This window comes from Chryseobacterium sp. BLS98, from assembly GCF_001045445.1.
Lineage (GTDB): Bacteria > Bacteroidota > Bacteroidia > Flavobacteriales > Weeksellaceae > Chryseobacterium.
On record NZ_LFNF01000002.1, the window covers coordinates 1,267,380 to 1,291,964 of the forward strand.

Annotated in this window: 25 protein-coding genes; 10 read left to right on the plus strand and 15 right to left on the minus strand. The window is 37.8% G+C overall.

Annotated features, from left to right (window positions below; all coding sequences use genetic code 11):
- Window positions 1-51: 51 nt before the first annotated feature.
- The 6 genes from ACM40_RS10750 to ACM40_RS10775 form a co-directional block, all read right to left on the minus strand.
- A complete protein-coding gene (locus tag ACM40_RS10750) occupies window positions 52-891 on the minus strand; it encodes an energy transducer TonB (protein ID WP_048502765.1) in 840 nt (279 codons plus the stop codon).
- Between the two features lie 23 nt (window positions 892-914).
- Window positions 915-1,487 carry an ExbD/TolR family protein gene (locus ACM40_RS10755; RefSeq protein WP_040997546.1) on the minus strand — a complete coding sequence of 191 codons (573 nt, stop codon included), beginning with the start codon at window positions 1,485-1,487 and terminating at the stop codon, window positions 915-917.
- 15 nt (window positions 1,488-1,502) lie between these two features.
- Window positions 1,503-2,105 (minus strand): ExbD/TolR family protein, encoded by a 603-nt coding sequence (locus ACM40_RS10760; RefSeq protein ID WP_048502766.1) that lies wholly within the window; start codon window positions 2,103-2,105, stop codon window positions 1,503-1,505.
- Between the two features lie 64 nt (window positions 2,106-2,169).
- Window positions 2,170-3,033: a MotA/TolQ/ExbB proton channel family protein gene (locus tag ACM40_RS10765; RefSeq protein ID WP_048502767.1), complete on the minus strand. Its 864-nt coding sequence runs from the start codon at window positions 3,031-3,033 to the stop codon at window positions 2,170-2,172.
- Between the two features lie 241 nt (window positions 3,034-3,274).
- Window positions 3,275-6,088 carry a leucine--tRNA ligase gene (leuS, locus tag ACM40_RS10770; RefSeq protein ID WP_048502768.1) on the minus strand — a complete coding sequence of 938 codons (2,814 nt, stop codon included), beginning with the start codon at window positions 6,086-6,088 and terminating at the stop codon, window positions 3,275-3,277.
- 181 nt (window positions 6,089-6,269) lie between these two features.
- On the minus strand, window positions 6,270-6,740 hold the full coding sequence (locus ACM40_RS10775) for a lipocalin family protein (RefSeq protein WP_040997555.1): 471 nt from the start codon (window positions 6,738-6,740) through the stop codon (window positions 6,270-6,272).
- 177 nt (window positions 6,741-6,917) lie between these two features.
- Here ACM40_RS10775 and ACM40_RS10780 point away from each other — a divergent pair, with 177 nt between their 5' ends.
- From ACM40_RS10780 to ACM40_RS10790, 3 genes are read left to right on the plus strand one after another with little or no spacing between them, the layout of a single operon-like run.
- Window positions 6,918-7,913, plus strand: a complete 996-nt coding sequence (locus ACM40_RS10780) for an acyltransferase family protein (protein WP_131705357.1) — start codon at window positions 6,918-6,920, stop codon at window positions 7,911-7,913.
- Between the two features lie 21 nt (window positions 7,914-7,934).
- Window positions 7,935-8,690: a glycosyltransferase family 2 protein gene (locus tag ACM40_RS10785; protein ID WP_048502770.1), complete on the plus strand. Its 756-nt coding sequence runs from the start codon at window positions 7,935-7,937 to the stop codon at window positions 8,688-8,690.
- The gene (locus ACM40_RS10790; RefSeq protein WP_048502771.1) at window positions 8,690-9,316 is read left to right on the plus strand and encodes a hypothetical protein; all 627 of its coding nucleotides are present in this window, start codon (window positions 8,690-8,692) and stop codon (window positions 9,314-9,316) included. The genes ACM40_RS10785 and ACM40_RS10790 overlap by 1 nt, the downstream gene beginning before the upstream one ends.
- On the opposite strand, the gene ACM40_RS10795 is transcribed toward ACM40_RS10790, so the two are convergent.
- From ACM40_RS10795 to ACM40_RS10825, 6 genes are all read right to left on the minus strand, one after another.
- Entirely contained in the window at window positions 9,308-10,540 is a 1,233-nt protein-coding gene (locus ACM40_RS10795) for a 3-deoxy-D-manno-octulosonic acid transferase (RefSeq protein WP_048502772.1), read from the minus strand. The genes ACM40_RS10790 and ACM40_RS10795 overlap by 9 nt on opposite strands.
- Window positions 10,541-10,545: 5 nt before the next feature.
- Window positions 10,546-10,890 (minus strand): cupin domain-containing protein, encoded by a 345-nt coding sequence (locus tag ACM40_RS10800; protein ID WP_048502773.1) that lies wholly within the window; start codon window positions 10,888-10,890, stop codon window positions 10,546-10,548.
- A complete protein-coding gene (locus tag ACM40_RS10805; RefSeq protein ID WP_048502774.1) occupies window positions 10,887-11,354 on the minus strand; it encodes a DUF1648 domain-containing protein in 468 nt (155 codons plus the stop codon). The genes ACM40_RS10800 and ACM40_RS10805 overlap by 4 nt, the downstream gene beginning before the upstream one ends.
- 16 nt (window positions 11,355-11,370) lie before the next feature.
- Entirely contained in the window at window positions 11,371-12,087 is a 717-nt protein-coding gene (locus ACM40_RS10810) for a C40 family peptidase (RefSeq protein WP_048502775.1), read from the minus strand.
- An 85-nt stretch (window positions 12,088-12,172) separates the two neighbouring features.
- Window positions 12,173-12,820, minus strand: a complete 648-nt coding sequence (locus tag ACM40_RS10815) for an O-methyltransferase (RefSeq protein ID WP_048502776.1) — start codon at window positions 12,818-12,820, stop codon at window positions 12,173-12,175.
- 401 nt (window positions 12,821-13,221) lie between these two features.
- Window positions 13,222-14,055 (minus strand): OmpA family protein, encoded by an 834-nt coding sequence (locus ACM40_RS10825; protein ID WP_048502778.1) that lies wholly within the window; start codon window positions 14,053-14,055, stop codon window positions 13,222-13,224.
- Window positions 14,056-14,145: 90 nt separating this feature from the next.
- On the opposite strand from ACM40_RS10825, the gene tilS reads away from it, so the two are divergent.
- The 5 genes from tilS (at window position 14,146) to ACM40_RS10850 (ending at window position 20,059) form a co-directional block, all read left to right on the plus strand.
- Window positions 14,146-15,465, plus strand: coding sequence for a tRNA lysidine(34) synthetase TilS (tilS, locus tag ACM40_RS10830; RefSeq protein WP_048502779.1), 1,320 nt, complete (start codon window positions 14,146-14,148; stop codon window positions 15,463-15,465).
- Window positions 15,462-17,528, plus strand: a complete 2,067-nt coding sequence (locus ACM40_RS10835) for a protein-disulfide reductase DsbD family protein (RefSeq protein ID WP_048502780.1) — start codon at window positions 15,462-15,464, stop codon at window positions 17,526-17,528. The genes tilS and ACM40_RS10835 overlap by 4 nt, the downstream gene beginning before the upstream one ends.
- A 285-nt stretch (window positions 17,529-17,813) precedes the next feature.
- Window positions 17,814-18,341 (plus strand): biopolymer transporter ExbD, encoded by a 528-nt coding sequence (locus tag ACM40_RS10840; protein ID WP_048502781.1) that lies wholly within the window; start codon window positions 17,814-17,816, stop codon window positions 18,339-18,341.
- Between the two features lie 60 nt (window positions 18,342-18,401).
- Window positions 18,402-19,184 (plus strand): alpha/beta fold hydrolase, encoded by a 783-nt coding sequence (locus ACM40_RS10845; protein WP_048502782.1) that lies wholly within the window; start codon window positions 18,402-18,404, stop codon window positions 19,182-19,184.
- Window positions 19,185-19,255: 71 nt separating this feature from the next.
- Window positions 19,256-20,059: a patatin-like phospholipase family protein gene (locus ACM40_RS10850; RefSeq protein WP_048502783.1), complete on the plus strand. Its 804-nt coding sequence runs from the start codon at window positions 19,256-19,258 to the stop codon at window positions 20,057-20,059.
- Between the two features lie 66 nt (window positions 20,060-20,125).
- Here the strand turns inward: ACM40_RS10850 and ACM40_RS10855 are convergent, their stop codons facing one another.
- Window positions 20,126-21,130: a DHH family phosphoesterase gene (locus tag ACM40_RS10855; RefSeq protein WP_048502784.1), complete on the minus strand. Its 1,005-nt coding sequence runs from the start codon at window positions 21,128-21,130 to the stop codon at window positions 20,126-20,128.
- 234 nt (window positions 21,131-21,364) lie between these two features.
- Between ACM40_RS10855 and rpmH the strand changes: the two genes are divergently transcribed.
- Window positions 21,365-21,523 carry a 50S ribosomal protein L34 gene (gene rpmH / locus ACM40_RS10860; RefSeq protein ID WP_040997588.1) on the plus strand — a complete coding sequence of 53 codons (159 nt, stop codon included), beginning with the start codon at window positions 21,365-21,367 and terminating at the stop codon, window positions 21,521-21,523.
- Window positions 21,524-21,678: 155 nt separating this feature from the next.
- A complete protein-coding gene (locus tag ACM40_RS10865) occupies window positions 21,679-22,389 on the plus strand; it encodes a cell division ATP-binding protein FtsE (protein WP_048502785.1) in 711 nt (236 codons plus the stop codon).
- 39 nt (window positions 22,390-22,428) lie between these two features.
- Here the strand turns inward: ACM40_RS10865 and ACM40_RS10870 are convergent, their stop codons facing one another.
- Window positions 22,429-23,130: a tRNA1(Val) (adenine(37)-N6)-methyltransferase gene (locus tag ACM40_RS10870; protein ID WP_048502786.1), complete on the minus strand. Its 702-nt coding sequence runs from the start codon at window positions 23,128-23,130 to the stop codon at window positions 22,429-22,431.
- Window positions 23,130-24,584: a sensor histidine kinase gene (locus tag ACM40_RS10875; RefSeq protein ID WP_048502787.1), complete on the minus strand. Its 1,455-nt coding sequence runs from the start codon at window positions 24,582-24,584 to the stop codon at window positions 23,130-23,132. The genes ACM40_RS10870 and ACM40_RS10875 overlap by 1 nt, the downstream gene beginning before the upstream one ends.
- Between the last annotated feature and the right edge of the window lies 1 nt (window position 24,585).

Here is a 24,585-nt window from a genome sequence, read left to right on the forward strand (position 1 = left end):
AAAAGAGAAGCATATGCTTCTCTTTTTATTTATAAGTTGAATAAATAAGTCTTATTCAAAGTTCATAGTGAAAGGTACGCTATAGTAAGATCTAACGCTCTCCCCGTTTCTTTTCGCAGGAGTCCATTTTTTAAGTTTCTTAACTACACGTATTGCTTCGTTGTTGAAGTCGTTATTTGGAGATTTCTCTTCAATCGTAACTGCTGAAACAGTTCCGTCTTTTTCTACAACGAACTTAAGCTTGGCTTTAAGTGTACCTTCACCTCCTTCCATTAAAGAAGTATCAAAGTTTTCCCCAAGGAACTTTCTTAATGCTCCCATACCTCCAGGATATTCTGCAGATTGGTCTACATCTTTGTAGATTTCATTAGGGTTGTTTGCTTTTACTTCCACTGTACTAGCTTTATTACCAGTAGATGGTGGCGGTGGCGGTGGTGTATAAGCCGGAGCTTTTACCCCTTCCTGATTGTTCAGACCAGTCGTCGTTTCTAACTGCTTAGAAATTGGTGGCGGTGGCGTTTCAATCTTCGGAGCTTTTACAGGCTCAGGAACCACGTTCTGGATCACCTCAATTTTTTCTTCTTCTTTCGGAGGAGGTGGTGGAGGTGGTTCTTCTTCTTTCGGTTGCTCAATAATTGGCTCATCTTCGATAATGTTTACCAAATCTGCCTTTACTTCCTGCTTAGGCGGTTCAGTAAGTCTCTTAATGGTAAGATAAATAAAAGGAGACAAAGCCGCAACCAGGAATAATGCCGTTCCAACAATAAAAGATTTTGTCAGAAGTCTAGGATACTGATGTCTCAGATCATAGGCACCATATTCCTTGTTTCTATTTTCAAATACAATCTCGTCTAAAGTAAGATTCTGATTGTATACATTTTCATCTGCCATAGATATACAATTTTATGGTTAAATTACTTTGTAGCCGGTGCAGCCGCAGCTCCATTATTTCCAACTTTCTTGTTATAAATAGCTTTCTCCCAAGGCTTCACATCGGTTACCCCGTACTGTTCGCTTTTGGTAATGGCCATTTCGTCAAGAATATCTACAAAGTTCTTATATACAGCATCGTCAGTCGGCTTAATGATCACGGTAAATTTCGTTTGATCTGCAGCTCTAGATTTTGCCTGCTGAATTACTTTTCTAATTCCTTCTCTATCAAGAGTAGTTTCCATAAGAGTCTGGTCATTCAAGGAAGTAGCATCCTGCTGGTGCCAAAAAACTCTATTGTCTTTTCCTAATAAGACAGAAATTGAGTTAGAAAGTTTAATTTCTGTTGGAGGTGGTTTTTGTTTTTCATCTTTCGGTTTAGCCGGAAGACCCAAATCCATTACATTCGGTTTACTGAATGTGGTTGTGAACATAAAGAAGGTAATCAATAGAAAACCCAAGTCCACCATCGGAGTCATATCTACTCTGGTATTCTGCTTCTTGGAACGGACCTTGCCGCCCTTGCCGCCTTTTTCCTGTACTTGTACTTCTGCCATTTCTAAATGATATTATTATGGTTTACCTTCTTGTGATGTAATCAACCAGAATTTAAGAAAATCAATATCTCTTAAACCTTCAAATAGGCTTTTAACTTTTGGATACTGAGTAGTAACGTCTCCCTTGATTGCCAATTTGTAATCAGGATTTACGCTCAAACTCTGTTGTACCCAGTCTACTAACTGCTTATTTGTACTATCCATTGGAATCCCTGTAGGACTCTTGAAACTTTTCTGTTCCTCATCTGACATATCGAGATAGCCTTTCAGTTGGCTCATAGGAACCCCAATCGCTTGTACTTTCTGAAATGACGCTTTTTGCTGGTTGCTAAAAGTCATATTATACTTTTGCCCCATTTTGTCTAAAAGCTGTAATCTCTCTGATGCGTTGTCTACGGGCTGGAAATAGAATTTTCCGTCCGGAGTAGCGTTGATGGTCATCAAACTTGCATCAGGAAGTAACTTCTCTGATATTGAAGATGGCGGTTTAATCTGCTCCACGTCAGGTTTTTTAAACTGAGTGGTCAAGATAAAGAATGTAAGTAGCAGGAAGGCAACGTCGCACATTGCCGTCATATCCGTCACTACACCATGTCTTTTTGGTTTGACTCTCGCCATTGTTTTGAATTATTTAATATTAAACTTCTTTTTAATTGGAATGCAAATTCCTTGCTACAAATTCTTAGTTGAATTCAGCGAAAGACTGCTGGATGCTCATAGCGATCTCGTCGATCTTATAAGTTAACCCGTCAATTTTAGATGTAAAGAAGTTATAAAGGATAATCGCGATAGCTGAAGTACCAATACCTAATGCCGTGTTGATCAAGGCTTCGGAGATACCTGTAGAAAGTGCAGCAGCATCTGGAGTACCACCACCTGAACCTAATGCGAAGAATGCTTTGATCATCCCGATTACAGTTCCTAAAAGTGCGATAAGCGTTGCTACAGTACCTAAAGTAGAAAGAATCATCATGTTCTTTTCTAGCATTGGCATTTCAAGAGTTGTAGCTTCTTCGATCGCTTTGTTAAGAGCTACCATTTTCTGCTCTTTATTTAAAGTAGTATCATGAGAAAGTGCTTTGTAAGTAGTAAGACCTTCTTTCACTACGTTACCTACAGATCCTTGTTGTCTGTCACACTCTTCTAAAGCTTCATCAATTTTGTTTTGATTCAATAAGCTTCTTACCTGTACTACGAAGTTGTCTAGGTTTCCTTTTCCAGCAGCTTTACCAAGAACGAAATATCTTTCAAAAGAGAAAACGATTACAGTAATCATGAAAGTAATCAAGATTGGTACGATAACCCCTCCTTTGTAGATAATACCTAAAAACGATTCTGGGTGAATGTCTTTTCCTTCAACACTTGAGAAAGCTACAGATCCGCTACCTAGCTTTTCTGCGTCTTTAAAGTTTCCTGGGTTCCCAAGAACAAATAAATAAATACAAACTCCTATAACGAATAAAATAGGAATAATAACAGCCGGGTTTAAACCTCCTGCTTTTCTAGCAACTACTTGCTCATCATTTTTTGAAACATTCATTTCCATATTTAACTAAATTATATTGTTTTTAAAATTTTACAGGGTGTAAATTAAAGGCAAAATTAATTAAAATGCAAGAGTCTTAAATAAACATTTTGCATTTTTCTGATAAAGAAATTTTAATACGATTTCGATATAATAATTTTTTTTAATTATTTTATTTATTTTCCTCAAATTTAACATTTCACTTAGAAATTTAAAAAAATAAGACCCTCATTTTTTTTAATTTGCCAATGTTAACTTTTTTTTAAATTACGATATTCACAATACGGTGATGCACTACGATGATTTTTTTAGGTGTTTTACCTTCTAAAATAGGTTGCATCTTGGCATCTGAAATCACCAAATCTTCTACTTCCTTGGCCGATAACTGGGCGGAAAGTGAAATTTTGAACTTCATTTTTCCATTTACGCTTACCGGATATTCAATTTCATCTTCTACAAGATATTCCTCATTTAATACAGGGAATTTCTCAAACTCCACAGATTCCTTATTTCCTAATAAGCTCCAAAGTTCTTCACAGATGTGCGGTGCATATGGAGAGATGATAACGGCTAACGGTTCTAAAATATTGCGTTTGTTGCATTTTATTTTTTGCAGCTCGTTCACAGCGATCATAAATGAAGATACGGAAGTATTGAATGAGAAGTTCTCAATATCGTAAACCACCTTCTTTATTAAAGTATGCAAAACTTTATATTCTGATTTTGTAGGCTTCTCATCGGAGACTTCAAAAGTTTCACCGTTGAAATACAAGTTCCAGAATTTCTTAAGGAAACTGTAGACTCCACTTAACCCTTGTGTATTCCAAGGCTTGGACTGCTCCAAAGGACCTAAGAACATTTCATACAATCTTAAACCATCAGCACCGTATTCTTCACAGATGTCATCAGGGTTTACAACATTGTATTTTGACTTGGACATTTTTTCCACTTCCCGGTCTGTGATGTATTTTCCGTCTTCGAGGATAAATTCCGCATCGGCATAATCAGGTCTCCAGACTTTGAAGGCTTCAGTATCCAATTCATCAGAGGTTCCTTTTAATAAGGATACGTCAACGTGTATTTTCTGCGTTTGATAATTTCCTGCCAGATTTTTGGACACATATTGATTAGTGCCATCTATTCTGTAAACAAATGCGCTCATTCCCAAAATCATTCCCTGGTTGATCAGTTTCTGGAAAGGCTCATCGTTATTAATATATCCCCTGTCTTTTAAAAACATGTTCCAGAAACGGGAATACAGTAAGTGGCCGGTCGCATGCTCACTTCCTCCGATGTATAAATCTACCTGTCCCCAATAATCCGCCAGTTCTTTTTTAACAAAAACTTCCTGATCATTCGGATCCATATATCTAAGGAAATACCATGAGCTTCCTGCCCAACCCGGCATTGTGGATAATTCCAGCGGGAATACCGTTTGGTCATCAATAAGATCTGTAGAAACAACTTTTTGATTGGCTTCATCCCAGGCAAATACTTTTGCATTTCCTAATGGCGGATCACCGTCCTCTGTTGGTAAATATTTTTCAACTTCAGGAAGTTCCAGCGGTAGAGCAGAAACCGGAAGCGTGTAAGGCATTCCTTCCTTATAATATACAGGAACCGGCTCGCCCCAATAACGCTGTCTTGAGAAAATGGCGTCACGCTGTCTGTAGTTTGTGGTTCCGTGGCCAATTCCTTTGTTCTCGATTTCGGAAATTATTTTTGATTTCGCATCATTATAATGTAATCCGTTTAAGAAATCTGAATTCACACAAACTGAATCTTTAGAGTCGAAAGACTTTTCCTGAACATCTTCATCCGTCTCAACTACTTTTTTAATCGTAAGGTTGAATTTCTTTGCAAATCTGTGATCGCGCTCGTCATGTGCAGGAACGGCCATTACAGCACCTGTTCCGTAACCCATCAATACGTAATCTGAAATATAAACCGGCATCTTCTCGCCGCTGAAAGGATTGATGGCATAAGCTCCCGTAAAGGCACCGCTTACGTTTTTCACATCGGACATCCTGTCTCTTTCAGTTTTTTTGGAAGTTTCTTCTATATAAGTATCTACTTCTATTTTCTGAGCTGCTGTAGTAATAGTATCCACTAAAGGATTTTCAGGGGCCAATACCATAAATGTTGCTCCGAAAATAGTATCAGGTCTTGTTGTGAATACTTCAATGGTCTCGTCATGACCTTCTACCTGAAACTTTACCTGTGCACCTTGTGATTTTCCAATCCAGTATTCCTGGGCATCTTTAAGCGGCTGCGGCCAGTCAAGGGTATTCAATCCCTGCAACAGTCTTTCAGAATAAGCAGAAATTCTCATGCTCCACTGCATCATTTTCTTTTGAAATACAGGAAATCCTCCTCTTTCGGATTTTCCGTCTTTCACCTCATCATTGGCCAATACGGTTCCTAAGGCCGGGCACCAGTTTACGGTAGTCTCAGCTCTGTAAGCCAAACGGTAATTTAATAAGATATCTTCTTTATCAAGGTCAGAAGCATTTTTCCATTCTTCTGCCGTGAAGGTTAATTCGTCATTTTGATTCGCATTTAAACCTTCCGTCCCTTTTTCTTCAAAATGCTGAATTAGAGTCTGGACAGGCTCTGCCTTATCTGTATTTTTATTATACCAGGAATGATACAGCTCGATAAAGATCCACTGCGTCCATTTATAATAAGAAGCATCTGAAGTTCTCACTTCTCTGTTCCAGTCGAATGAAAACCCGATCTTTTTCAGCTGCTCTTCATATCTGTTGATATTTTCTTCGGTCGTGATAGCAGGATGCTGACCTGTCTGGATCGCATACTGTTCAGCAGGAAGTCCGAAGCTGTCATACCCTACAGGATGAAGAACATTAAAGCCCTGATGCCTTTTATATCTCGCATAAATATCTGATGCAATATATCCCAGCGGGTGCCCCACGTGAAGCCCTGCCCCGGATGGATACGGAAACATATCGAGAACATAAAATTTAGGTTTATCTGTGTTGTTGGAGGTTTTATAGGTTTGATTGTCCTCCCAGTATTTCTGCCACTTTTTTTCTATCTGCTGATGATCGTAAAACACTTTATTATAGATATTAGATGTTAGATATTAGATGTTAGATTTTTTCCAGCTCCCATTCTAATTTTCACAAAAATAATGATTTTAAAAGAAATGGAAATTTTAATTTTAATTAATTCGGGAATCCCTTACAATAAAAAATCCCATCCGGAGATGAGATCTGTATTTAGGTATGGAAGTATATTTACTGAGGAATTCTTCTCATGGTATACGTCCTTGTTTTATATACAGTCGGATCCTGCGTCTCTTCTCTTAGGGATAAGTTCAGGGTTGTATCATCGAGGGTAATTATTTTTCCGTTGGACGGTTCTACAATTCCCTGGAATTTGATCACTATTGTTTTCGCACTTCTATCATACGTATAAGTAAAATTCTGATCAGATAAAATAGTACACTGCGGGGTGGTACCGATCTCTCCATTCGTGGTTACTTTTCCTGTTGCTTCAGAATTGAATCTCCATCTGCCTTCTTTCTGGCAATCGGTATAGGTAATAAGATCTGAAACAGGGTCCTCACCGGTTTCTACGGTAGTAACCACCTCTTTCAGTGGCTGCCAAACCCCTACAAGAGGATACTCCATTTCCTTATCATCATCATTACACCCTGTAGCTACAAATAATGATAAACCTGCAAATAGTAATGCTAATTTCTTCATAGATAAAATTTTCAAGGGCTAAAATTATAATTTTTTTGATTTATATCACCATTTTTTATGAAAAATAATTTCAATAAAGTATATTTCTGAAAATTTTGGAAGGTTAACCTTTAAAACAGCCATTATTTAACAAATATTGAATTTCAGTTTCTCCTCTATCTACTAAAAAAACTATTTTTGCAGAAAGAAACAGAAATGCAGAGTATAACGAAAAATAATTTTGACTTCATCCGTGTTCTCCTTGCTTTCATTGTCTTTGTAGGACATTTGGGAGCTTTAAGCGACTCTAAACAGCTTGAATTCTTAACACACAGTCCCGTAGAAGTTGCCGTTTTTTCGTTTTTTATTGTCAGTGGATTCCTTATTGCCAGGAGCTACGAGAGGTCTTCCAGCCTGAAAAGCTACGCCAAAAAAAGATTCAACAGGATTGTTCCGGCCTATTTACTGGTTGTATTTCTCTGCACCACTCTTCTGAGCCTCGTAAGCACCCTGTCTTTTTCTGATTACTTCAGCAATATACAGGTCTATAAATATTTTTTCTGGAATTCTATTTTCATGAATTTCATGGCCCCTTCCCTTCCGGGAGTATTTGGTAACGAAGCTGTAAACGGTGCTCTTTGGACCCTTAAGATTGAAATGTGCTTTTACTTTGCAGTCCCGCTGATCTTCTTATTATTCGGAAAAAACAATAAATACAGGAATGTGAGTTTAATTGTACTGTACTTCCTTTCCCTGATATTCCTCAATTATTTTGAAATGACGGGCAGAGCAGCCATATCCAGACAATTGCCCGGATCACTTTGCTATTTCATTGGAGGAATGTTAATCTATTTTCATTTTGAGAAATTCATTCAACATAAAAATGTATTGTTCATTATTGCGATTGTTACGGTTTGGATAGATCTTATCCTTCATATCAAGCTGTTCTCCCCTATTATGATCAGTATAATTGTACTGTATATCGCTTATTCCCTGAAATTCCTGAACAACTTCGGGAAATACGGAGACTTCACCTACGGTATTTACATATTCCATTTCCCTACTATCAGGGTGTTTGCGACCCTTGGACTGTTTGCCAACTATAATCCTTTTTTTATGGGTTTTGTATGCATGTTGGTAGTGATCGGGATAGGAATTGCATCGTGGCACCTGTATGAGAAAAAATTTTTATAATTTTACCGCAGAAAAGCATAAATGAAAGACCTGGTTTCCATCATCACTCCCTGTTATAATTCCGCAGAATTCATCGAAGAGACGATACAGTCTGTTTTAAACCAAACCTATGAAAACTGGGAATGGCTGATTACCGATGATCTTTCCGGGGACAATACGGTCGAAATTATCCGAAAATACAATGATCCAAGGATAAAATTACAGGTCCTTGAGAAAAATGGCGGTGCAGGAAATGCAAGGAACAACAGCCTGGAAAGGGCTACAGGAAGGTATATTGCTTTTCTGGATTCCGATGATTTCTGGTATCCCGAATATCTGGAAACCATGACAGATTATATGGAAGAAAATAATGCCGAACTGGTCTACTGTAATTATTCGAGGTGTAATGAACAGCTGCAGCCTGTGTTAAAGGATTTCCTGGCTGACAAGGTTGTTACTTTTTCCAACCTTCTGAAAACCTGTAGACTTGCCCCGGTTTCTACCATGTACGATACCAAAAGAGTGGGAAAATTTCTGTTTCCTATAAAAAGTAAGCGTGAAGACCACGTAATGTGGCTGAATCTTTTAAAAGTGATTCCTGAAGGAATGCCTATTAACAAGACCCTGGCAAAGTACAGAATGAGGGAAAACAGTGTTTCGCGGAAGAAAAAAAACATCATCAAGGATCAGTATCTGGTATATAAAGACTTTATGGGCTTTTCTACCATTAAATCCTTTTATTATACTGCCAACTGGGCCCTTAACGGATTTCTGAAATATTCTAAGATTTTCAATTAGTGGAATACTCAAAAGAATTTAAAGCTGCATTAAGTGCTTTTTCCAGCATAGAAAAAGACCGTCTTATTTTCAGGCTCCTGAAAAAGGATAAGCTTTTGTCTAAAAAACTGTATTTCGAGCTGATCGATCAGGAAACAACCGATGACAAGAGGAATGCAATGGAAGAAAATGTTGCAGAAAAAATTCTCCTGGCCTCAAAGTACATAGGGAATGCCAAATACTTCATGAGCACCGTTCGGACTGTCAGTGCAGATATTACCGAACATGTCAAAATAACAACGGATAAGTTTGGGGAAGTTTCGCTGAATCTTTTGCTGGTGAACAGAATTCTGGATTCCAACAATGATCTAAGCAGGCAAAGGTTTGATAATGTTTATAAATTATACATTTATATCATTAATAAAATATTCAAAGCACTGGTATTAACGAGAAAGCTGGATGAAGATTACTGGATGGAAATTGATGAGCTTCTGAGAGAAACCCGGAATAAAATTTCTGAAAATCATTACCTGCAGAAACTCTGCATTAATAATGGACTGGACATCAACTGGCTTGAATCTGACAACATTCCGGAAAATATTGAACAAATTATAAAGGACATTAAAAGCCAGGGTTTTTTAAGATAAAATCTTCTGCAGGATAAGATGGGTGGCATCAGGCTTTTCTTTTATAAACTTTCTTGCATTTCCGGACATTTCCTGTAACTCTTCTTCATTATTAAGAAGGAACAATACAAAATCCGCTGCCGCATATTCTTCTGAAAAAGATTTTCCACCACCGGCTGCAATAAGATCGTCTGCCTCAGGATTCTTTTTGTAATGATCTCCAAAAATCACAGGAGTTCCGAATGTAGCTGCTTCCAGAATATTATGCAGACCGGCATCATGAAAACCTCCGCCTACCACTGCTACATCTGCATAAGAGTATAGCTTTGACAACAAACCGATGCTGTCGATGATTAAAATCTGATATTTGGGAACCGGAAGCGCCGAATTTCGTATCTCACTGTACAATAATGCTTCAGGGAAAAGATTCTTTAAATGGTCCACTCTTTTCAGGTCATGAGGAGCGATGATCAGCTTCAGATCAGCATTCATTCTGGAAACTGTGGCGGCAATTTTTTCTTCTGCATGCCATGAGCTCCCGAATACAACAGACTGATGTTTTCCTATAAAATCCGCAATGAATTCAACGTGATTATCTCTCGCCCGGAGCTGTTTTACCCTGTCGAACCTTGTATCTCCTGTTACCGAAGAATTAACCAGTCCAATACTTTTGGCTAATGCAAAAGAAAAGGTAGTCTGGTGGAAAAACCAGTCTACATCTTTTTTGAGCTGCTTTACAAACCATTTTCCATAAGATGTAAAGAAGGCTTGACTTTCATAAAACAAGGCAGAAATCACATAAATTTTAGCTCCATGCTCTTTAAGCTCTGCCAGAAGGTGATACCAGTAGTCATACTTGACCGTAAAAAATAATTGTGTATCAAATTGGGAAATGAACTCTTTTACCGTACTTTTTTTATCAAAAGGAAGATAGCAGACTACATCTGCAATATGTTTTCTTTTGACAACATTTTCATAGCCTGAAGGCGAAAAAAAAGTGATCAGAATTTTATGACCGGGAAAATTTTCTTTGAGCTTTTCCAAAACAGGAAGCCCCTGTTCATATTCGCCAAGGCTGGCTGCATGCATCCAGATTACTTTATCTGAGGGCGAAAATGCAGCTTTTACTTTGCTTAATGCCTGCTTTCTTCCCTCAACTCCTTTTTTAGCTTTATCGTTAAACAAAGAGAAAATTTTCATTCCGAAAATGAGAAGGCTGACAAATATGTTGTATAGAAAAGACATCTTAATTATTTTTCGATTTCAATACGGTCATTATAGGTAGATGGGCTGGAAATAACAAGAAACTCTATTTCATCTTCAGACTCATTGGAAATAAAATGTTTTGAACCGGGCTGAATGGAAATACTTTCCCCGGTCTTTACCTGAAATTTCTCGTTATTAATATATAGCATGGCTTCACCTTTTAAAATATAAAAGACCTGCTCTGCCCTTTCATGGAAATGAAGTTTTTCAGCAGTTCCTGCAGGCATTTTTTCCTGTTTTACGGATAAATTGCTGGAACCGTTCAGTACCCAGCTGTCACAGCCGTTTCCCCAGGTATAATGTTCCGAATTCTGTTTAGATTGTATCATTTGAATATTCCTACAAAAATTAAAGCAATGATTAAACTTCCTATTACTAATAAAATAGCCGTGGGTAATGGAACTTTCGGTTTCACATTTTCATCAAAGGCATATCTGAACGTATAATCCTGCCCATTCATGAAAATAAGCATAATCAGTGCGAACAACCACCTCAAAAATGTTTCCATAATCAGGAACTGGGCATCTTTATTGTGATCTGTGATTTCTACAGGAAAATTGGCTGTTTCTGGATGCCTTAATGTATAAGTAAACAGGAAATAGAAAAACATCCCCAGAAGCGGTGTAAAAAAAGAATAGGCTTTATGTCCAAAATTATCAGCTTTCCCGTCAAAATCAAAATGTACAGGAATCCTTTTGGGAAGAGCCTTATAATGTTTCAGGGTAAACCACCAGAAAAAAACCACTAATCCGAAATTAAAAATATCAAAAAACGTAAAAATAATATTCTCCATTCCGATAGTTTTAAAGCTAGAGTACGTTTTTAATCACTCTCAGTTTATGGGTGTGTTTATTCATTTCTTTATTAAAAATTCCGGTAGAATCAAGGGTATCTATTCTCACTTTTCCTGAAGCATGGATGATTTTTTGATTGTCCAGCATGATTCCCACATGAATAATTTTTCCTTCAGGATTTTCAAAAAAGGCTAGATCACCGGGCTGGCTTTCCTCTACAAAAGTCAAAGGTGTTCCCACTTCTGCCTGCTGATAAGTATCTCTGGGCAATTTAATATCATGAATTTTATAGATAAGCTGGGTAAAGCCAGAACAGTCTACTGCAAAAAAGCTTTTGCCACCCCATAAATAAGGCACATTAAGGAATTCTTTTGCCGCTAAAGCAATACTCTCACGAAGATCATGGCTCCTTCTTGAAGCGACTGCAGGAAATTCCACCTCAGATCCCATTGATAAGAGGGTTTTTCCATCATTCATCAGTACCGAAGAAAAATCTTCAGTCACTATGGTTACTTTTCTTTTGGCCAGCTCCTCGTCTGTTACGGGCTTCAATTGTTTGGTATCCATCCATCCTTCATAGCCGTCATAATGCATCTTTATTCTGGTCCAGTTTTTATTTACTTCCAGAATATCTGCGCTTTCCCCAAACAGTATTTCCGTAACAATTTCCGCTCTGTCAGAATTATCTGCACGAACCGGTGCTACAGTAACATTACAAATTCCTTTATTCATTTTATTAATTTAGAAATTAGGAAATTCAGAGATTTAAAAATTACATGATCTCTAAATTCCTTAATCTCTTTAATTATTTATTTAATTATTTTCTTCGCAGGAGGTTTACTCCGTCACGCAAAGGTAAAATAAGATTTTCAAAATCATCGTCTTTTGCGATCAAATCATTCAGCTCCCTGATGACCTGTGTAGATTTCTGCTTCGGATTTTCCTCCAGTACTTTTCCGTACCACAGAACGTTATCAAACAGCACTACAGAACCCGACTTTGTTCTGGGCTTGATCAGTCTGAAATATTCCGCATAGTTTTCTTTATCGGCATCGATAAAAACAAGGTCAAAAACCCCATCCGTTTCCCGTAAAAATTGTTTTGCATCCTGAAGCCTGAATTCAATCTGTTCTGCATATTCACTTTCCTCAAAATATTTTTTCGGCAGATAAGCAAGATCTTCATTCACGTCCAGCGTAGTAATCTTTCCATCTTTGGCCAGTCCTGCTGTCAGGCAAAGTGTTGCATATCCTGTAAAAGTCCCTATCTCCAGCACATTTTTAGGCTGCAGCATTTGGGAAATAATCGTTAAAAGCCTTCCCTGCTGATATCCTGATATCATGTGCGGCTGTGTGGTTTTCTGATAGGTTTCTCTTCTCAGTTTTTTCAGAATTTCAGGCTCTGAGGATGCATGGGTTTCCAGATACCTGTCCATTTCAGGATTTTTTTCTTCAAAAAAGCTCATACTGCAATTCTTTTATATGGTCCAAAAGTACTTAAATATAAAGAAAAAAATAATTACCAACCCTATTTTTCATAGTTTTCTCCGTAAAAACCCCATTTAAAATACCGTAAAAATACGGATACCTTCGTACGGAAGTTAGTGATACATTTGCAGAGAACAAAGGGTAAGAACACTAAGAAAAAAGTAATGAATGTAGGGGAAAAACTACTAATTAACACTGAGAATCAGAAGACCGCAGGGCCGAAAGGCAAGGCGGATTCTTCGTCTAAAAAAACTAAAACAGAAATATCCAATTCATTTTTTCATCGGATCATTTCATTATTGAAAAAAGAAGAGCTAATTTGATGAAAAAAATAAATCCCGAAATCATTCGGGATTTATTTTTGTATGTATATGTTCAATTACTTCTTAGGAGCAATATCCATTAATTTCATGAATTCATCCAGCTTCGGCATAATGATGATTTCTGTTCTTCTGTTCTCCGCTCTTCCCGAAACACTCATATTCGTTGCTTTAGGGTTATATTCGGAACGTCCTCCCGCTGTCATTCTTGCCGGGTCTACACCGAACTGTGTCTGAAGGACTTTAGCAATGGAAGTTCCTCTCAATGCAGAAAGATCCCAGTTGTCTCTTGGCAGATTCGGAGAGTTGAGAGGTGCATTATCCGTGTTACCTTCGATAAGCACAGAATATTTATCATAATCATTAATTACTTTAGCTACTTTTCCTAATACTTCCTGAGCAGCAGGCAGTACATTGTAGTCTCCTGTTTTGTAAAGCATTTTATCAGAAAGCGAGATCATTACCACTCCTTTCAGCACTTTTACCTGTACATCATCGTCCGCTACATTATCAAGAGATCTTTTAAGCTTGTTAGACAAAGCCAGATTCAAGCTGTCATTTTTAGCATTATTAGAGATCAGCTGCTTGATGTAAGAGTTGGAAGCATTGATTTCCCCAACCAGCTTATCAATATTGGCTGAACTTTTCCCTGTATTGGAAAGACATGCATCCAAAGACGATTTTAAAGCGTCATGCTGGCTTTTTAAAAGATTATTCTCCCCCGTCAATGCAGAGTTCTGAGATTTTAAATCCTGGATCTCTCTTTGTCTTTCCCCAATATTTTCAATACACTGCTTATAGTTTGAACTTAGTGCGTCATACTGCTTTTTACTGACACAAGAAGTTAGTCCCAACGCCATTGCAGAAATTCCTAAAATTTTAATAATCTTCATATGTAATCATTTTTAGACGAATCAAAGTTAACAAAATTGAATTGAATTTTATGGATTATCTTTGCATAAAAGAAATCTTCAACATAAGTCTTGGAAAAAATCAGTTTTAAAAATCAGCTTGAGAAGCTTGTAAAAAATCCGGAAAATCACAGCTATCTTTTGGCGGTAAGCGGAGGTGCCGATTCTATGGTTCTGGCCTCTCTTTTTCAGGGTTCAGGGCTTACTTACCAGGTTGCCCATATCAATTATAGGCTCCGGGGTGAAGATTCGGATCTGGACCAGAAAACAGTTCAGGATTTTTGTGAGAAAAATCATGTTCAGTTTCATTTGTATGAAGTTTCGGAGAAAGATAAAAAGCCGGAAAATTCCATCCAGCTTTGGGCCAGGGAAATCCGTTACCGCTTCTTCAGGGAAATCCGGGAGCAGGAAAACCTTGACTTTCTCGTTACCGCTCATCATCTGAACGATCAGCTGGAAACATTCATCATCAATCTGTCAAAAGCTTCCGGCATCAGTGGACTGAGTGGAATTCCGGCAGGCAGAAATAATATGATCCGCCCGCTTTTACCTTTTTCAAAAGAGGAAATCTATGAGTACGCTGAAAAAAATAAAATTGATTTCCGGGAAGATCTTTCGAATAAAAAAAGTGATTATCTAAGAAACAAGATCAGAAATGAAATCGTTCCCAGGCTTTTAGAAACGAATGAACATTTTCTGGAAAATTTCAAAAAAAGTTCTTCTTATTTAAACCAAACCAGGGATTTTGTAGAAAAGCAAATTGAAGAAATTGAAAATAGGCTTACTTTATTTAACCCGGAGCACAAAATTTTATCAAAGGAAAAGCTGAGCCTGGAAAGCGCTTTCGTACAATTTGAAATTTTAAAGAAATACGGATTTGACCAGGAGGAAGAAATTCCGAAAATTTTCACCGCAGAAAACGGAAGCTCTTTTTTTTCAAAAGATTATCACCTCATCATCAACCGAAATGAGTTAATTCTCGTAGATAAAAACAAGGAGCAGGAAACAAAAGATGAAATCCTCTTGATTGAAAGTTTTGATTCCCCGGAAAACCTGATGAGTCTCAGCCTTGAAAATACAATTGAGAATATTGAAGGAATCAATAACAATTTTGAATGGGATTTTGATGCCGCCAAACTTCAGTTCCCACTGCGGTTAAGGAAACATCAGGATGGTGACGAGTTCTATCCGTCCGGTTTTTCGGGCAGAAAGAAAGTTTCTAAGTTTTTTAGGGACGAAAAATTATCTATTTTAGCGAGGCCAAAAATTTGGATCCTGTGTGACAGCAAGAATTCTGTACTCGGAATTATTCCTCTCAGACAGGACAGACGATATGCAAAGGATGAGAAAACGAAAAGTGTTCTCAAAATTTTTAATGAAAAGAAAAAATGAAATTTAGAAACTGGTTTTTAGCGGTTCTGCTGTTCTTGGCGGCAGGAATTAATGCACAGATCAAAAATCCTGTAAAGTTTAAGTTCACCGTCAACGATTTGGGGAACAACCAATATGAAGCTGTTTTAGATGCTACTATGGAAAGCGGCTGGCATATTTATTCCAAAGATCTTCCTGAAGATACGGGCATTCCTACGGAATATAAAGTTTCGGGGAAAAACATCGAGCTGATCGGAAAATTTACTGAAGTCGGCAAAAAGCATGAGGAATTTTCAGAAGCTTTCGGGGGAACGATTGTTTTTTATTCCAATTCAGCCGGTTTCAAGCAGAAATTTAAATTAAAGGATCCCACAAAACCTGCGGACGTTACTTCTGAGATTACTTATCAGACCTGTGACGACAGGGTTTGTCTGGCTCCCAATACTTTAGAATTCAATCAGAAAGTAACCCCGAAAGGAGTTACCGAAGAAGTAGCAGAAGAAAAAACAGAAGCTCCGAAAGATTCGGTAAAAGCTGTAGAAACTGTTGTTGCAGACCCTGTAAAGGGAGAAGTACCAGTAGCAGAAACTTCAAAACTGGATCCGAAACAGCTAAAAATAGCCACTATTGACTTCCAGAAGCCTTTGACCGATTGCGGAACTGCTGTGGAAAAAGTAGGAGAAAATTACTGGACGTATTTATTTTTAGGATTCGTAGGTGGCTTAATTGCGCTACTGACCCCATGTGTATTCCCGATGATTCCGCTTACGGTTTCATTCTTTACCAAAGGAAATAAAAATAAGGCAAAAGGTAAGAGAGATGCATTGATCTATGGATTTTTCATTCTTCTGATCTTTGTACTTTTAAGCCTTCCTTTCCATCTGATTGACGGAATTGCCGGAAACATCTTCAATGAAATATCCACGAGTGTGTGGCTGAATATTGCCTTCTTTATCATATTCATCTTTTTCGCGGGAAGTTTCTTCGGATATTATGATATCACATTACCAAGTTCTATTGCCAATAAATCTTCCAAAGCGGAAGAAGCAGGAGGAATTATCGGTATTTTCTTCATGGCATTAACTCTTGTCATTGTATCTTTCTCATGTACGGGACCTATCCTGGGAAGTTTACTGGGAAGTGCAGTAACAGGATCTACCAACGTTCCTATGCTGCTTACCTTTGCACTGGCAGGATTCGGGCTGGCATGGGCTATCGTTTTTGGTTTGCTGGCTTTATTCCCACAGGCTTTACAGAGCCTTCCAAAATCGGGAGGATGGATGAATACCGTGAAAGTGGTGCTTGGTTTTGTAGAATTAGCTTTAGCTTTAAAATTCTTATCCAAAGCCGATTTGGTTTCGAAAACATTCCTGTTAAAAAGAGAACTGTTTATTGCCATCTGGATCATCATTGCCTTAGGACTGGCACTTTATTTATTCGGGTTGATAAGATTTCCTCATGATGACAAAAAGCCGAAAATTTCTGTTACCAGAAAAATACTGGGAGCTTTAGGAATAGGTTTTGTGATTTACCTGATCCAGGGATTAATTCCTGCTGAACGTCCGAAACTACAGTTATTAAGCGGAATCCTGCCTCCATTGAATGTAAGTTATTTTCATGATGAAAAAGACGGAATTCTGGGGATGCATCCTGAACACGATTTCTTTAAAGCTATTGAACTTGCCAAAAAGGAAAACAAACCCATTTTGATCGACTTCACAGGTTATGGTTGTGAAAACTGCCGTAAAATGGAGGAATTCGTATGGAGCGAGCCGGATATTCTTCCGATTTTACAAAATGATGTGGTATTAGCTTCTCTATATGTAGATGATAAGGAAGAGCTTCCTGAAGATCAGAAAACTAAAATCGATCTTGGAGACGGACAGGTGAAAAAGGTAAAAACGATCGGTGACCGATGGAGTTTATTCCAGCAGGTGAATTTTAATAATAATTCCCAGCCGCACTACGTTTTGATCACTCCGGATGGAAAAGTAATCAATACACCGGTATCCGGATATATGCCGAAAGAGGATTTTAAAAAGTTCCTGGAATGCGGCGTTAATTATTACAAAACCACAAAGTAATATTTAATCTAAACATAATAAAAGCCTTATCAATTTTTTTGATAAGGCTTTTTTGTGTACAATATTAAAAATCACCCGTAAGCAAATAGTAATCATCATCTTAAAAAATCATAAAGCCTTACGAATATAAAAGACTACAAGACTTTTCAGTATCAAATAATTTATAAATTTGAATTTTTATTGATATTTATTAATTTTAGGTATAAACTTTGTATAGCTTTCTTCAAATAAGTATCAACACTTTACTTTTTCACCAAAACCGTTTAACATTTAAAAATATGAATTATGGCTGAAGTAATCGCACAAGAAAAACAGGGCGGAAGCAAACAAAGAAAAAAATTAATCCGGGTGGATATGACCCCGATGGTAGACTTAGGATTTCTATTGATCACTTTCTTTATGTTCACCACCAATTTTACAAAACCCAATGTAATGGATCTGGGACTTCCGGCGAAGAATCCCAATCCACATCCAATAAACATTCCTCATATTGGAGATAAAAACCAGGTTACCTTTATCCTCGGGAAAGATAACAGGGTATTTTATCACCAAAGCAATGAGAAGGACCTGAATACATCAAACCTGAAAGAAACAGATTTCAGCGGGGTAAAAATTTCCAAGATCATTTCTGAAGCTTATCAAAATGCACCGGTACCTGAAAATTTCACCGTCATTGTAAAGCCTACCGATGATGCCAATTATAAAAATTTTGTGGACATCCTAGACAATATCGCGATCTCTAAAAAAGAAAGATATGGCATTACCGATATAAAACCATGGGAAAAGAAAATTTATACCGAATTAACCCAATAGAATCGAAGAGCATTTTTACAATGCTCTTTTTTATTTAAATTTGAAGAAACAACTAAGATTATGCTGAACTTCGAAAGAAAAGGAAACGGAAAAGAGACTTTAGTGCTTCTTCATGGCTTTATGGAAAACATTTCCATCTGGAGCGATATGGAACCTCATCTTTCTGACGATTTCTCACTCCTGAAAATAGATCTTCCCGGTCACGGACAATCTGATATCCTGGCCGAGGTCCATACTATGGAATTGATGGCTGATGAAGTGAAAAAAGTTTTGGATCATGAGAAACTGAGCAAAGTGCATCTTCTGGGACATTCCATGGGAGGATATACTTCACTGGCCTTTGCAGAGAAGTGCCCTGAAGTTCTTAAAAGCCTGACTTTATTCTTTTCAACCTATTTCCCTGATGATGAAGAGAAAAAGCAGCAGCGTATCAAGAGCTACAGGATCATTAAAGATGCGTTTGCCCATTACGTCAGGGCCGGAATTCCCAATCTTTTTAATCCCAATGAAAGAGATATCCTGGAAGGAAAAATTGAAACTGCCCTTGAAACTGCCCTTTCTACCAATAATATAGGAGCCCTTGCCTGTGTAAAGGGCATGGTGGAAAGAACGGACAAAAAGCATATCATGGAAAATCTGGAAGCTAAAATTTTAGTCCTGGCCGGAAAACATGATAATGCTGTAAAAACCGATACGACGATCAAGCATCTTCCGGACAGAACCAATATAAAATCTTACATTTTGGACTGCGGGCACAACGGACATTGGGAAAAACCTGGTATCTGTGCCGAGATTATCAATACCGAGCTTCTTCACAATCTACCCAAAAAATTAGTTCTGTAACAGACCGGAGTACCGGCCTAAGTCAGTGTGTATCAAAAATTCTTGTATCTTAGTAGGGATTAATTATTTCAATGGGTTTATTCTCGTTCAAAAAAAAGAAACCGCCGGTCATAGGCCTTACACTTTCCGGTGGGGGCATGCGTGGGATTGCTCATATCGCAGTACTGAAGGCATTGGAAGAGTACAATCTGAAACCGCATATTATTTCAGGGACCAGCGCCGGCTCTATTGTGGGGGCATTTTATTCTTTCGGAAAATCACCGGATGAGATGATGGATATTGTAAAGTATACCACCTTCTTTTCAAGATCCTATCTTAAGCTTTCCAAAAACGGTATTTTCAGCTCCAATTTCATCTTGAAACTGTTCACTGATCATTTCCCTGAAAATGATTTCAGAATCTTAAAAATTCCTGTTTACGTAACTGCCACGGAAATGACCCACGGAATTGTGGATTTCTTTTCGGAAGGAGAACTTTTCAGCCCTCTTTTAGCCTCCTCAAGCGTTCCGTTCATTTTACCGCCTGTAAGGATAGGTGAAAAAATATATGTGGACGGAGGCGTTTTAGACAACCTCCCTATAGAACCGATTATTGATAAATGTGATTTTCTGATCGCTTCTCACGTCAACTCCATAAGCTATGATGAATTAAAAAAGATGAGCCTTATGAAAGAATTCGACCGGATTCTCCACTTGGCTATTGCAAAATCGGTTTATTCCAAGGCTAAATCATGTGATATCTTTCTGGATCCTCCTAAAATGACGAAATTCAGTTTATTCAGCAAGAAAAACCTGGATGTCATGTTCCAGGAAGTTTACGAGTATACGTGTGAAGAACTCGAGAGTAAAGGCTATACCAAAGGTTTGAGTGTATAAGTGTTTTAGAGTCTGAGTGGACCAGAAATTATAAATTACCTGTTTACAATTTTGTCCTTTTGCCTTTTACAACTCTTCCTGTTCAAGTTTTTTCTTAAATGTCTCAATAGTATCTGCCAGAGATTCATTAGATTTCCCTCCCGCTGCGTTGATGTGGCCGCCACCGTTAAAATATTTTCTGGAAAACTGGTTCACATCCACATCGTCCTTGCTCCTGAAAGAAATTTTAATAAAATCTTCATACAGATCTTCCATAAAGAAAGCCGCCATTTTTACCCCGCCAATACTTAGCCCGTAATTCACAAAACCTTCCGTATCCCCCTTCTGGAACCCAAATTCCTTCAATTCGTTTCTGGTAAGAGACAGAACAGCCACCTTGCCATCATTCACAACCTCTATTCTTCCCAATACAAGGGCAAGAAGATGAAGGCGGGAAACCGTATTGGTATCCCATGTATTGGAAGTGATAACAGAAGGATCAGCCCCGTTCTCGATTAAATGGGCAATAATCCTGTGGGTAGTTGCGCTTGTGGAGCGGAAACGGAAACCGCCTGTATCCGTCATAATCCCAGTGTAAAGACATTCTGCAATGTTCTGATTGACCAGCTTTTCGTCTTCCATCGCTTCTATAAAATGGTAAATCATCTGTGAAGTGGCAGGAATTACAGTATCAGAATAAACAAAATCGAAATTTTCAGGCTGCTGATGGTGGTCGATAAGAATTTTTTTAGCCTTCGATTTTGTCAGCCATTCACCCAACAATCCTATTCTTGAAGGAGAATTAAAATCAAGACAGAAGATCACATCTGCTCCGCTGATCAGGTCAAATGCATATTTTCTTTTATATTCACCGATGATCACCTTTTTAGATTCCGGCATCCATTTCAGGAATTTCGGAAAATCGTTGGGTACAATTACTTCCGCAGGAATACCTTTTGCAGCCAAATAATGTTTCAACCCCAGGCTGGAACCTATAGCATCCCCGTCCGGATTGTAGTGAGTGAGGATAACGATCTTGTTTTCAGGTGTAAGTAATGTATTGATATCTAAAAGTTCTGCTGGTGTAAACATCGTGTGTTTATTTTTCTTTAAATTTGAGTTTTCAAAGATAGAGCTTTTAAATAAATGAGCTACATATTATTTATTTACACCGGATTTCGTTTCTAGATATAGCTTATAAAACAGGAATGAAAAACATTTCAAATAATTTCTAAAAAAAGATACGTAAAGTTTGTAACTTTTAAAAATTTCTATATCTTTGCAACCTGAAAATTAATAGATTAATTACGATTTAAATATATAGTAATGAGTAAAAGAACATTCCAGCCATCAGAAAGAAAGAAAAGAAACAAACACGGTTTCAGAGAAAGAATGTCTACGCCAAATGGAAGAAGAGTTTTGGCAGCAAGAAGAGCTAAAGGCAGAAAGAGTTTAACTGTTAGTGCATCCCGCGCTAAGAGATAATATCTCAAATTATCATATACAAATTATGCTTGAAAAGTAGTTTTTCAGGCATTTTTTGTTGTTAAAATTTCCCAAAGTTTAAGGTTTTTAAGCTTCTTTTTTCTATTTTTAAGATCTGAAAAAATAGGCTAGAAATAGCACCATAAAATTGAATTATGCCGCATACAAATATCTCCGGAGATAATATTATAAGCTTACAGCACGCAAAAATTGCGCAAAAAAACTTCACTGTTCTTTCTGATGTTAACCTTAACATTAAAAAAGGCAGGTTCTGCTACCTTATCGGAAAAACAGGTTCCGGAAAAAGTTCTCTTCTGAAGACTCTTTACGGACACATTCCTTTAGCATCAGGACACGGATCTGTAGTAGGTTTTGAACTGGCGAAGCTTAAACCTTCCGATATTCCTAACCTGAGAAGAAAACTAGGCATTGTATTCCAGGACTTCCAGCTTCTTTCTGACAGAACGGTTGAGAAAAACCTAAAATTTGTTCTTGAGGCAACCGGCTGGAGCGATAAAGTGAAAATGGAAGACCGCATCAATGAAGTACTGGGAAGCGTAAACATGAAAAGCAAAAAGCATAAGATGCCGCATGAGCTTTCCGGAGGTGAACAGCAGCGTATCGCTATTGCAAGAGCTTTATTGAACCACCCGGATCTTATCCTTGCCGATGAACCTACTGGAAATCTGGATCCTGAGACTTCCAACGAGATCATGACCCTTCTGAAGCAGGTAGCTCTTGAAAATGGAGCCGCCGTAGTAATGGCAACCCATGACTACCACATGATTCAGAACTTCCCTGGTGAAGCAATCAGATGTGAGGATGGAAAAGTATCTGTACTGGATACTGCTGAATTATTTGAATAAAAAATTAAAAGATTAAAGGATTAAAAAATCCGGAGTCTTTTAATGCTGATTTTTAAAGATATGAAACTCTTTGGTGAGTTCAAGATATGGGTCCGAGTATTGTCTCGGACTTTTTTCTATCACGAAATCAGACTCTTTAATCACTGCTTCGGTAAAGGAAAATTCAAGAACTAATCTTTTCGTTTTTGAGCCGTCTATTCCTTTAATATTGATTTTCCTTTTTAAAAACAACCGGTATTTCAAAGCCGTTTCAATAAATCCACTCCCCGCTTCTGCAGGAATAATAACCGACAAAACACCCTGTTCTGACATTAAGCTTGCAGACGCTTTGATAAGCTGCTTAAAATTCAGTTCAACAGTTTGACGGGCCAGTTTATCTTTATCAGAAGAAGATTCTTCAAAATAAGGCGGGTTTGAAACAATAAGATCAAATTTTGTTTTTGTTTCAAAAGTTTTAAGGTCCTGATGAATATTTTTCAGCCTTGAATGAAAAGGGGAATTCTCAAAGTTTGCTTTGGTAAGTAAAACCGCCTCTTCATTGATGTCAATTCCAAAAAAATGTGCGTCTGGATTTCTCTGGGCAAGCATTAACGAAATCAGGCCGGTACCGGTTCCTATTTCCAAAACTTCCGAGGCATTTTCTGCATCAGCCAGAATACCCAGTAATACTCCATCTGTTCCCACACGGAAAACATCTTTTGACTGCTGAATTTCAAAATGTTTAAATCTAAAAGGCTTCACTATAAATTGGTAGGTAGCGTGATAGTAAATGTAGATCCTTTCCCCACTTCAGATCTTACGGTGATCTCTCCTTTGTAATCTTCGATCATCTTCCTTACCATGGAAAGCCCAAGCCCCATCCCGCTGTTTTTAGAGGTAAAATTAGGCTCGAATATTCTTTCATACATATTTTCAGGAATTCCGATTCCGTTATCCTGCACAGAAATCATTACTCTTCTCTGATGCTGTTCCACATCTACATTGATGATCAGCTTACGCTCGTCACTCTGTGCCTGTTTTGCATTGGTCACAAGATTGGTAATGATCCTGGAAAGGTAAATCCTGTCCATATTGATCATAATATTCGCCTTATTGGAGTGCATAAAAATACTGTCGTCGTTGAAAACACGGAGAATATCTTCTACTTCTGTGTTCAGATTGATGACTTCATTATTTTTTTCAGGAAGCTTGGCAAATTCCGAGAAAGCAGAAGCAACAGTGGCAATCAGATCGATCTGGTCTACCATCGTTTTGCTCATCAGTTTTACCCTTTCCCTGATATTTGGATCTTCAGGATCAAATTTTCTTTCAAAGTTCTGAATGGTCAGCTTCATCGGAGTCAGAGGGTTTTTAACCTCATGAGCAACCTGTTTTGCCATTTCCCTCCAGGCTTCTTCAGATGCTTTGAAACGGAGTCTCTCCTTCTGGTCCTGGATCTGGAGAATCATTCTATTGTAGGCTCTTGCCAATGCATTAAGCTCATCGTTCTTGTAATATCTGATAGGACGCATTTCGTTTTCAAATAAAGTAATGCGGGTAATCATATCAGAAAATTTGGTGATATTTTTTGCTAAACTGTTAGACGTTACCCAGCTAATCCAGATACTGAATAATATGAGAAAAATATCTACCAGGAGAATATATTTTACATACTGGTGAAGAACATCTAGATAGGCAGATTCATTATGATATAAGGGAATATATACAATACCTATAGGTTCAAGCTCGTTGTTTTTCAAAAGAAGATAAGAAGAAGTACGCTCTGCATCTTTGGACCTGTCATATCCTTTAATATCTACCCTGGAATCAGTAGCCAGAATCTTATTGACGATATTGAGCGGAATGGTTTTCTGTTCGATAAGACTTTCATCCTTATTAGAGAGCAGGTAATTTCCCTTCAGGTTGTAGATCACAATATCATGCTTGTTGATATCCGCTATCTCAAAAATACTATTGCCCAATACCTGTGGAAGATCTTTGGTCTCCACAAGAGTTCGGCTCACTGCATAGTTAAGATAGGTCATCACAGCATTAGTCTTCTCCTGCATATCAATATTACTTTGCTGCAGGGAATTATTCCTTAGAACGAAATAGGGAACCAGCGATGTAGCGACAACACTTAAAAAACATACGAGCAGAAAACCGAAAAACACCCGGTTTCTTAAACTGTACCCTTTATATTTACTTATTGGCATC

Bases quoted from the DNA above. Each gene is read 5' to 3' on its own strand.
- ACM40_RS10795 (WP_048502772.1), bottom strand. From the start codon at position 10,540: ATGTCTTTTCTATACAACATATTTGTCAGCCTTCTCATTTTCGGAATG.
- ACM40_RS10785 (WP_048502770.1), top strand. From the start codon at position 7,935: ATGAAAGACCTGGTTTCCATCATCACTCCCTGTTATAATTCCGCAGAA.
- ACM40_RS10805 (WP_048502774.1), bottom strand. From the start codon at position 11,354: ATGGAGAATATTATTTTTACGTTTTTTGATATTTTTAATTTCGGATTA.
- ACM40_RS10855 (WP_048502784.1), bottom strand. From the start codon at position 21,130: ATGTTTACACCAGCAGAACTTTTAGATATCAATACATTACTTACACCT.
- ACM40_RS10825 (WP_048502778.1), bottom strand. From the start codon at position 14,055: ATGAAGATTATTAAAATTTTAGGAATTTCTGCAATGGCGTTGGGACTA.
- ACM40_RS10815 (WP_048502776.1), bottom strand. From the start codon at position 12,820: ATGAGCTTTTTTGAAGAAAAAAATCCTGAAATGGACAGGTATCTGGAA.
- ACM40_RS10810 (WP_048502775.1), bottom strand. From the start codon at position 12,087: ATGAATAAAGGAATTTGTAATGTTACTGTAGCACCGGTTCGTGCAGAT.
- ACM40_RS10750 (WP_048502765.1), bottom strand. From the start codon at position 891: ATGGCAGATGAAAATGTATACAATCAGAATCTTACTTTAGACGAGATT.
- ACM40_RS10765 (WP_048502767.1), bottom strand. From the start codon at position 3,033: ATGGAAATGAATGTTTCAAAAAATGATGAGCAAGTAGTTGCTAGAAAA.
- ACM40_RS10845 (WP_048502782.1), top strand. From the start codon at position 18,402: ATGCTGAACTTCGAAAGAAAAGGAAACGGAAAAGAGACTTTAGTGCTT.
- ACM40_RS10800 (WP_048502773.1), bottom strand. From the start codon at position 10,890: ATGATACAATCTAAACAGAATTCGGAACATTATACCTGGGGAAACGGC.
- rpmH (WP_040997588.1), top strand. From the start codon at position 21,365: ATGAGTAAAAGAACATTCCAGCCATCAGAAAGAAAGAAAAGAAACAAA.
- ACM40_RS10875 (WP_048502787.1), bottom strand. From the start codon at position 24,584: ATGCCAATAAGTAAATATAAAGGGTACAGTTTAAGAAACCGGGTGTTT.
- ACM40_RS10865 (WP_048502785.1), top strand. From the start codon at position 21,679: ATGCCGCATACAAATATCTCCGGAGATAATATTATAAGCTTACAGCAC.
- ACM40_RS10850 (WP_048502783.1), top strand. From the start codon at position 19,256: ATGGGTTTATTCTCGTTCAAAAAAAAGAAACCGCCGGTCATAGGCCTT.
- ACM40_RS10835 (WP_048502780.1), top strand. From the start codon at position 15,462: ATGAAATTTAGAAACTGGTTTTTAGCGGTTCTGCTGTTCTTGGCGGCA.
- ACM40_RS10760 (WP_048502766.1), bottom strand. From the start codon at position 2,105: ATGGCGAGAGTCAAACCAAAAAGACATGGTGTAGTGACGGATATGACG.
- ACM40_RS10775 (WP_040997555.1), bottom strand. From the start codon at position 6,740: ATGAAGAAATTAGCATTACTATTTGCAGGTTTATCATTATTTGTAGCT.
- ACM40_RS10755 (WP_040997546.1), bottom strand. From the start codon at position 1,487: ATGGCAGAAGTACAAGTACAGGAAAAAGGCGGCAAGGGCGGCAAGGTC.
- ACM40_RS10840 (WP_048502781.1), top strand. From the start codon at position 17,814: ATGGCTGAAGTAATCGCACAAGAAAAACAGGGCGGAAGCAAACAAAGA.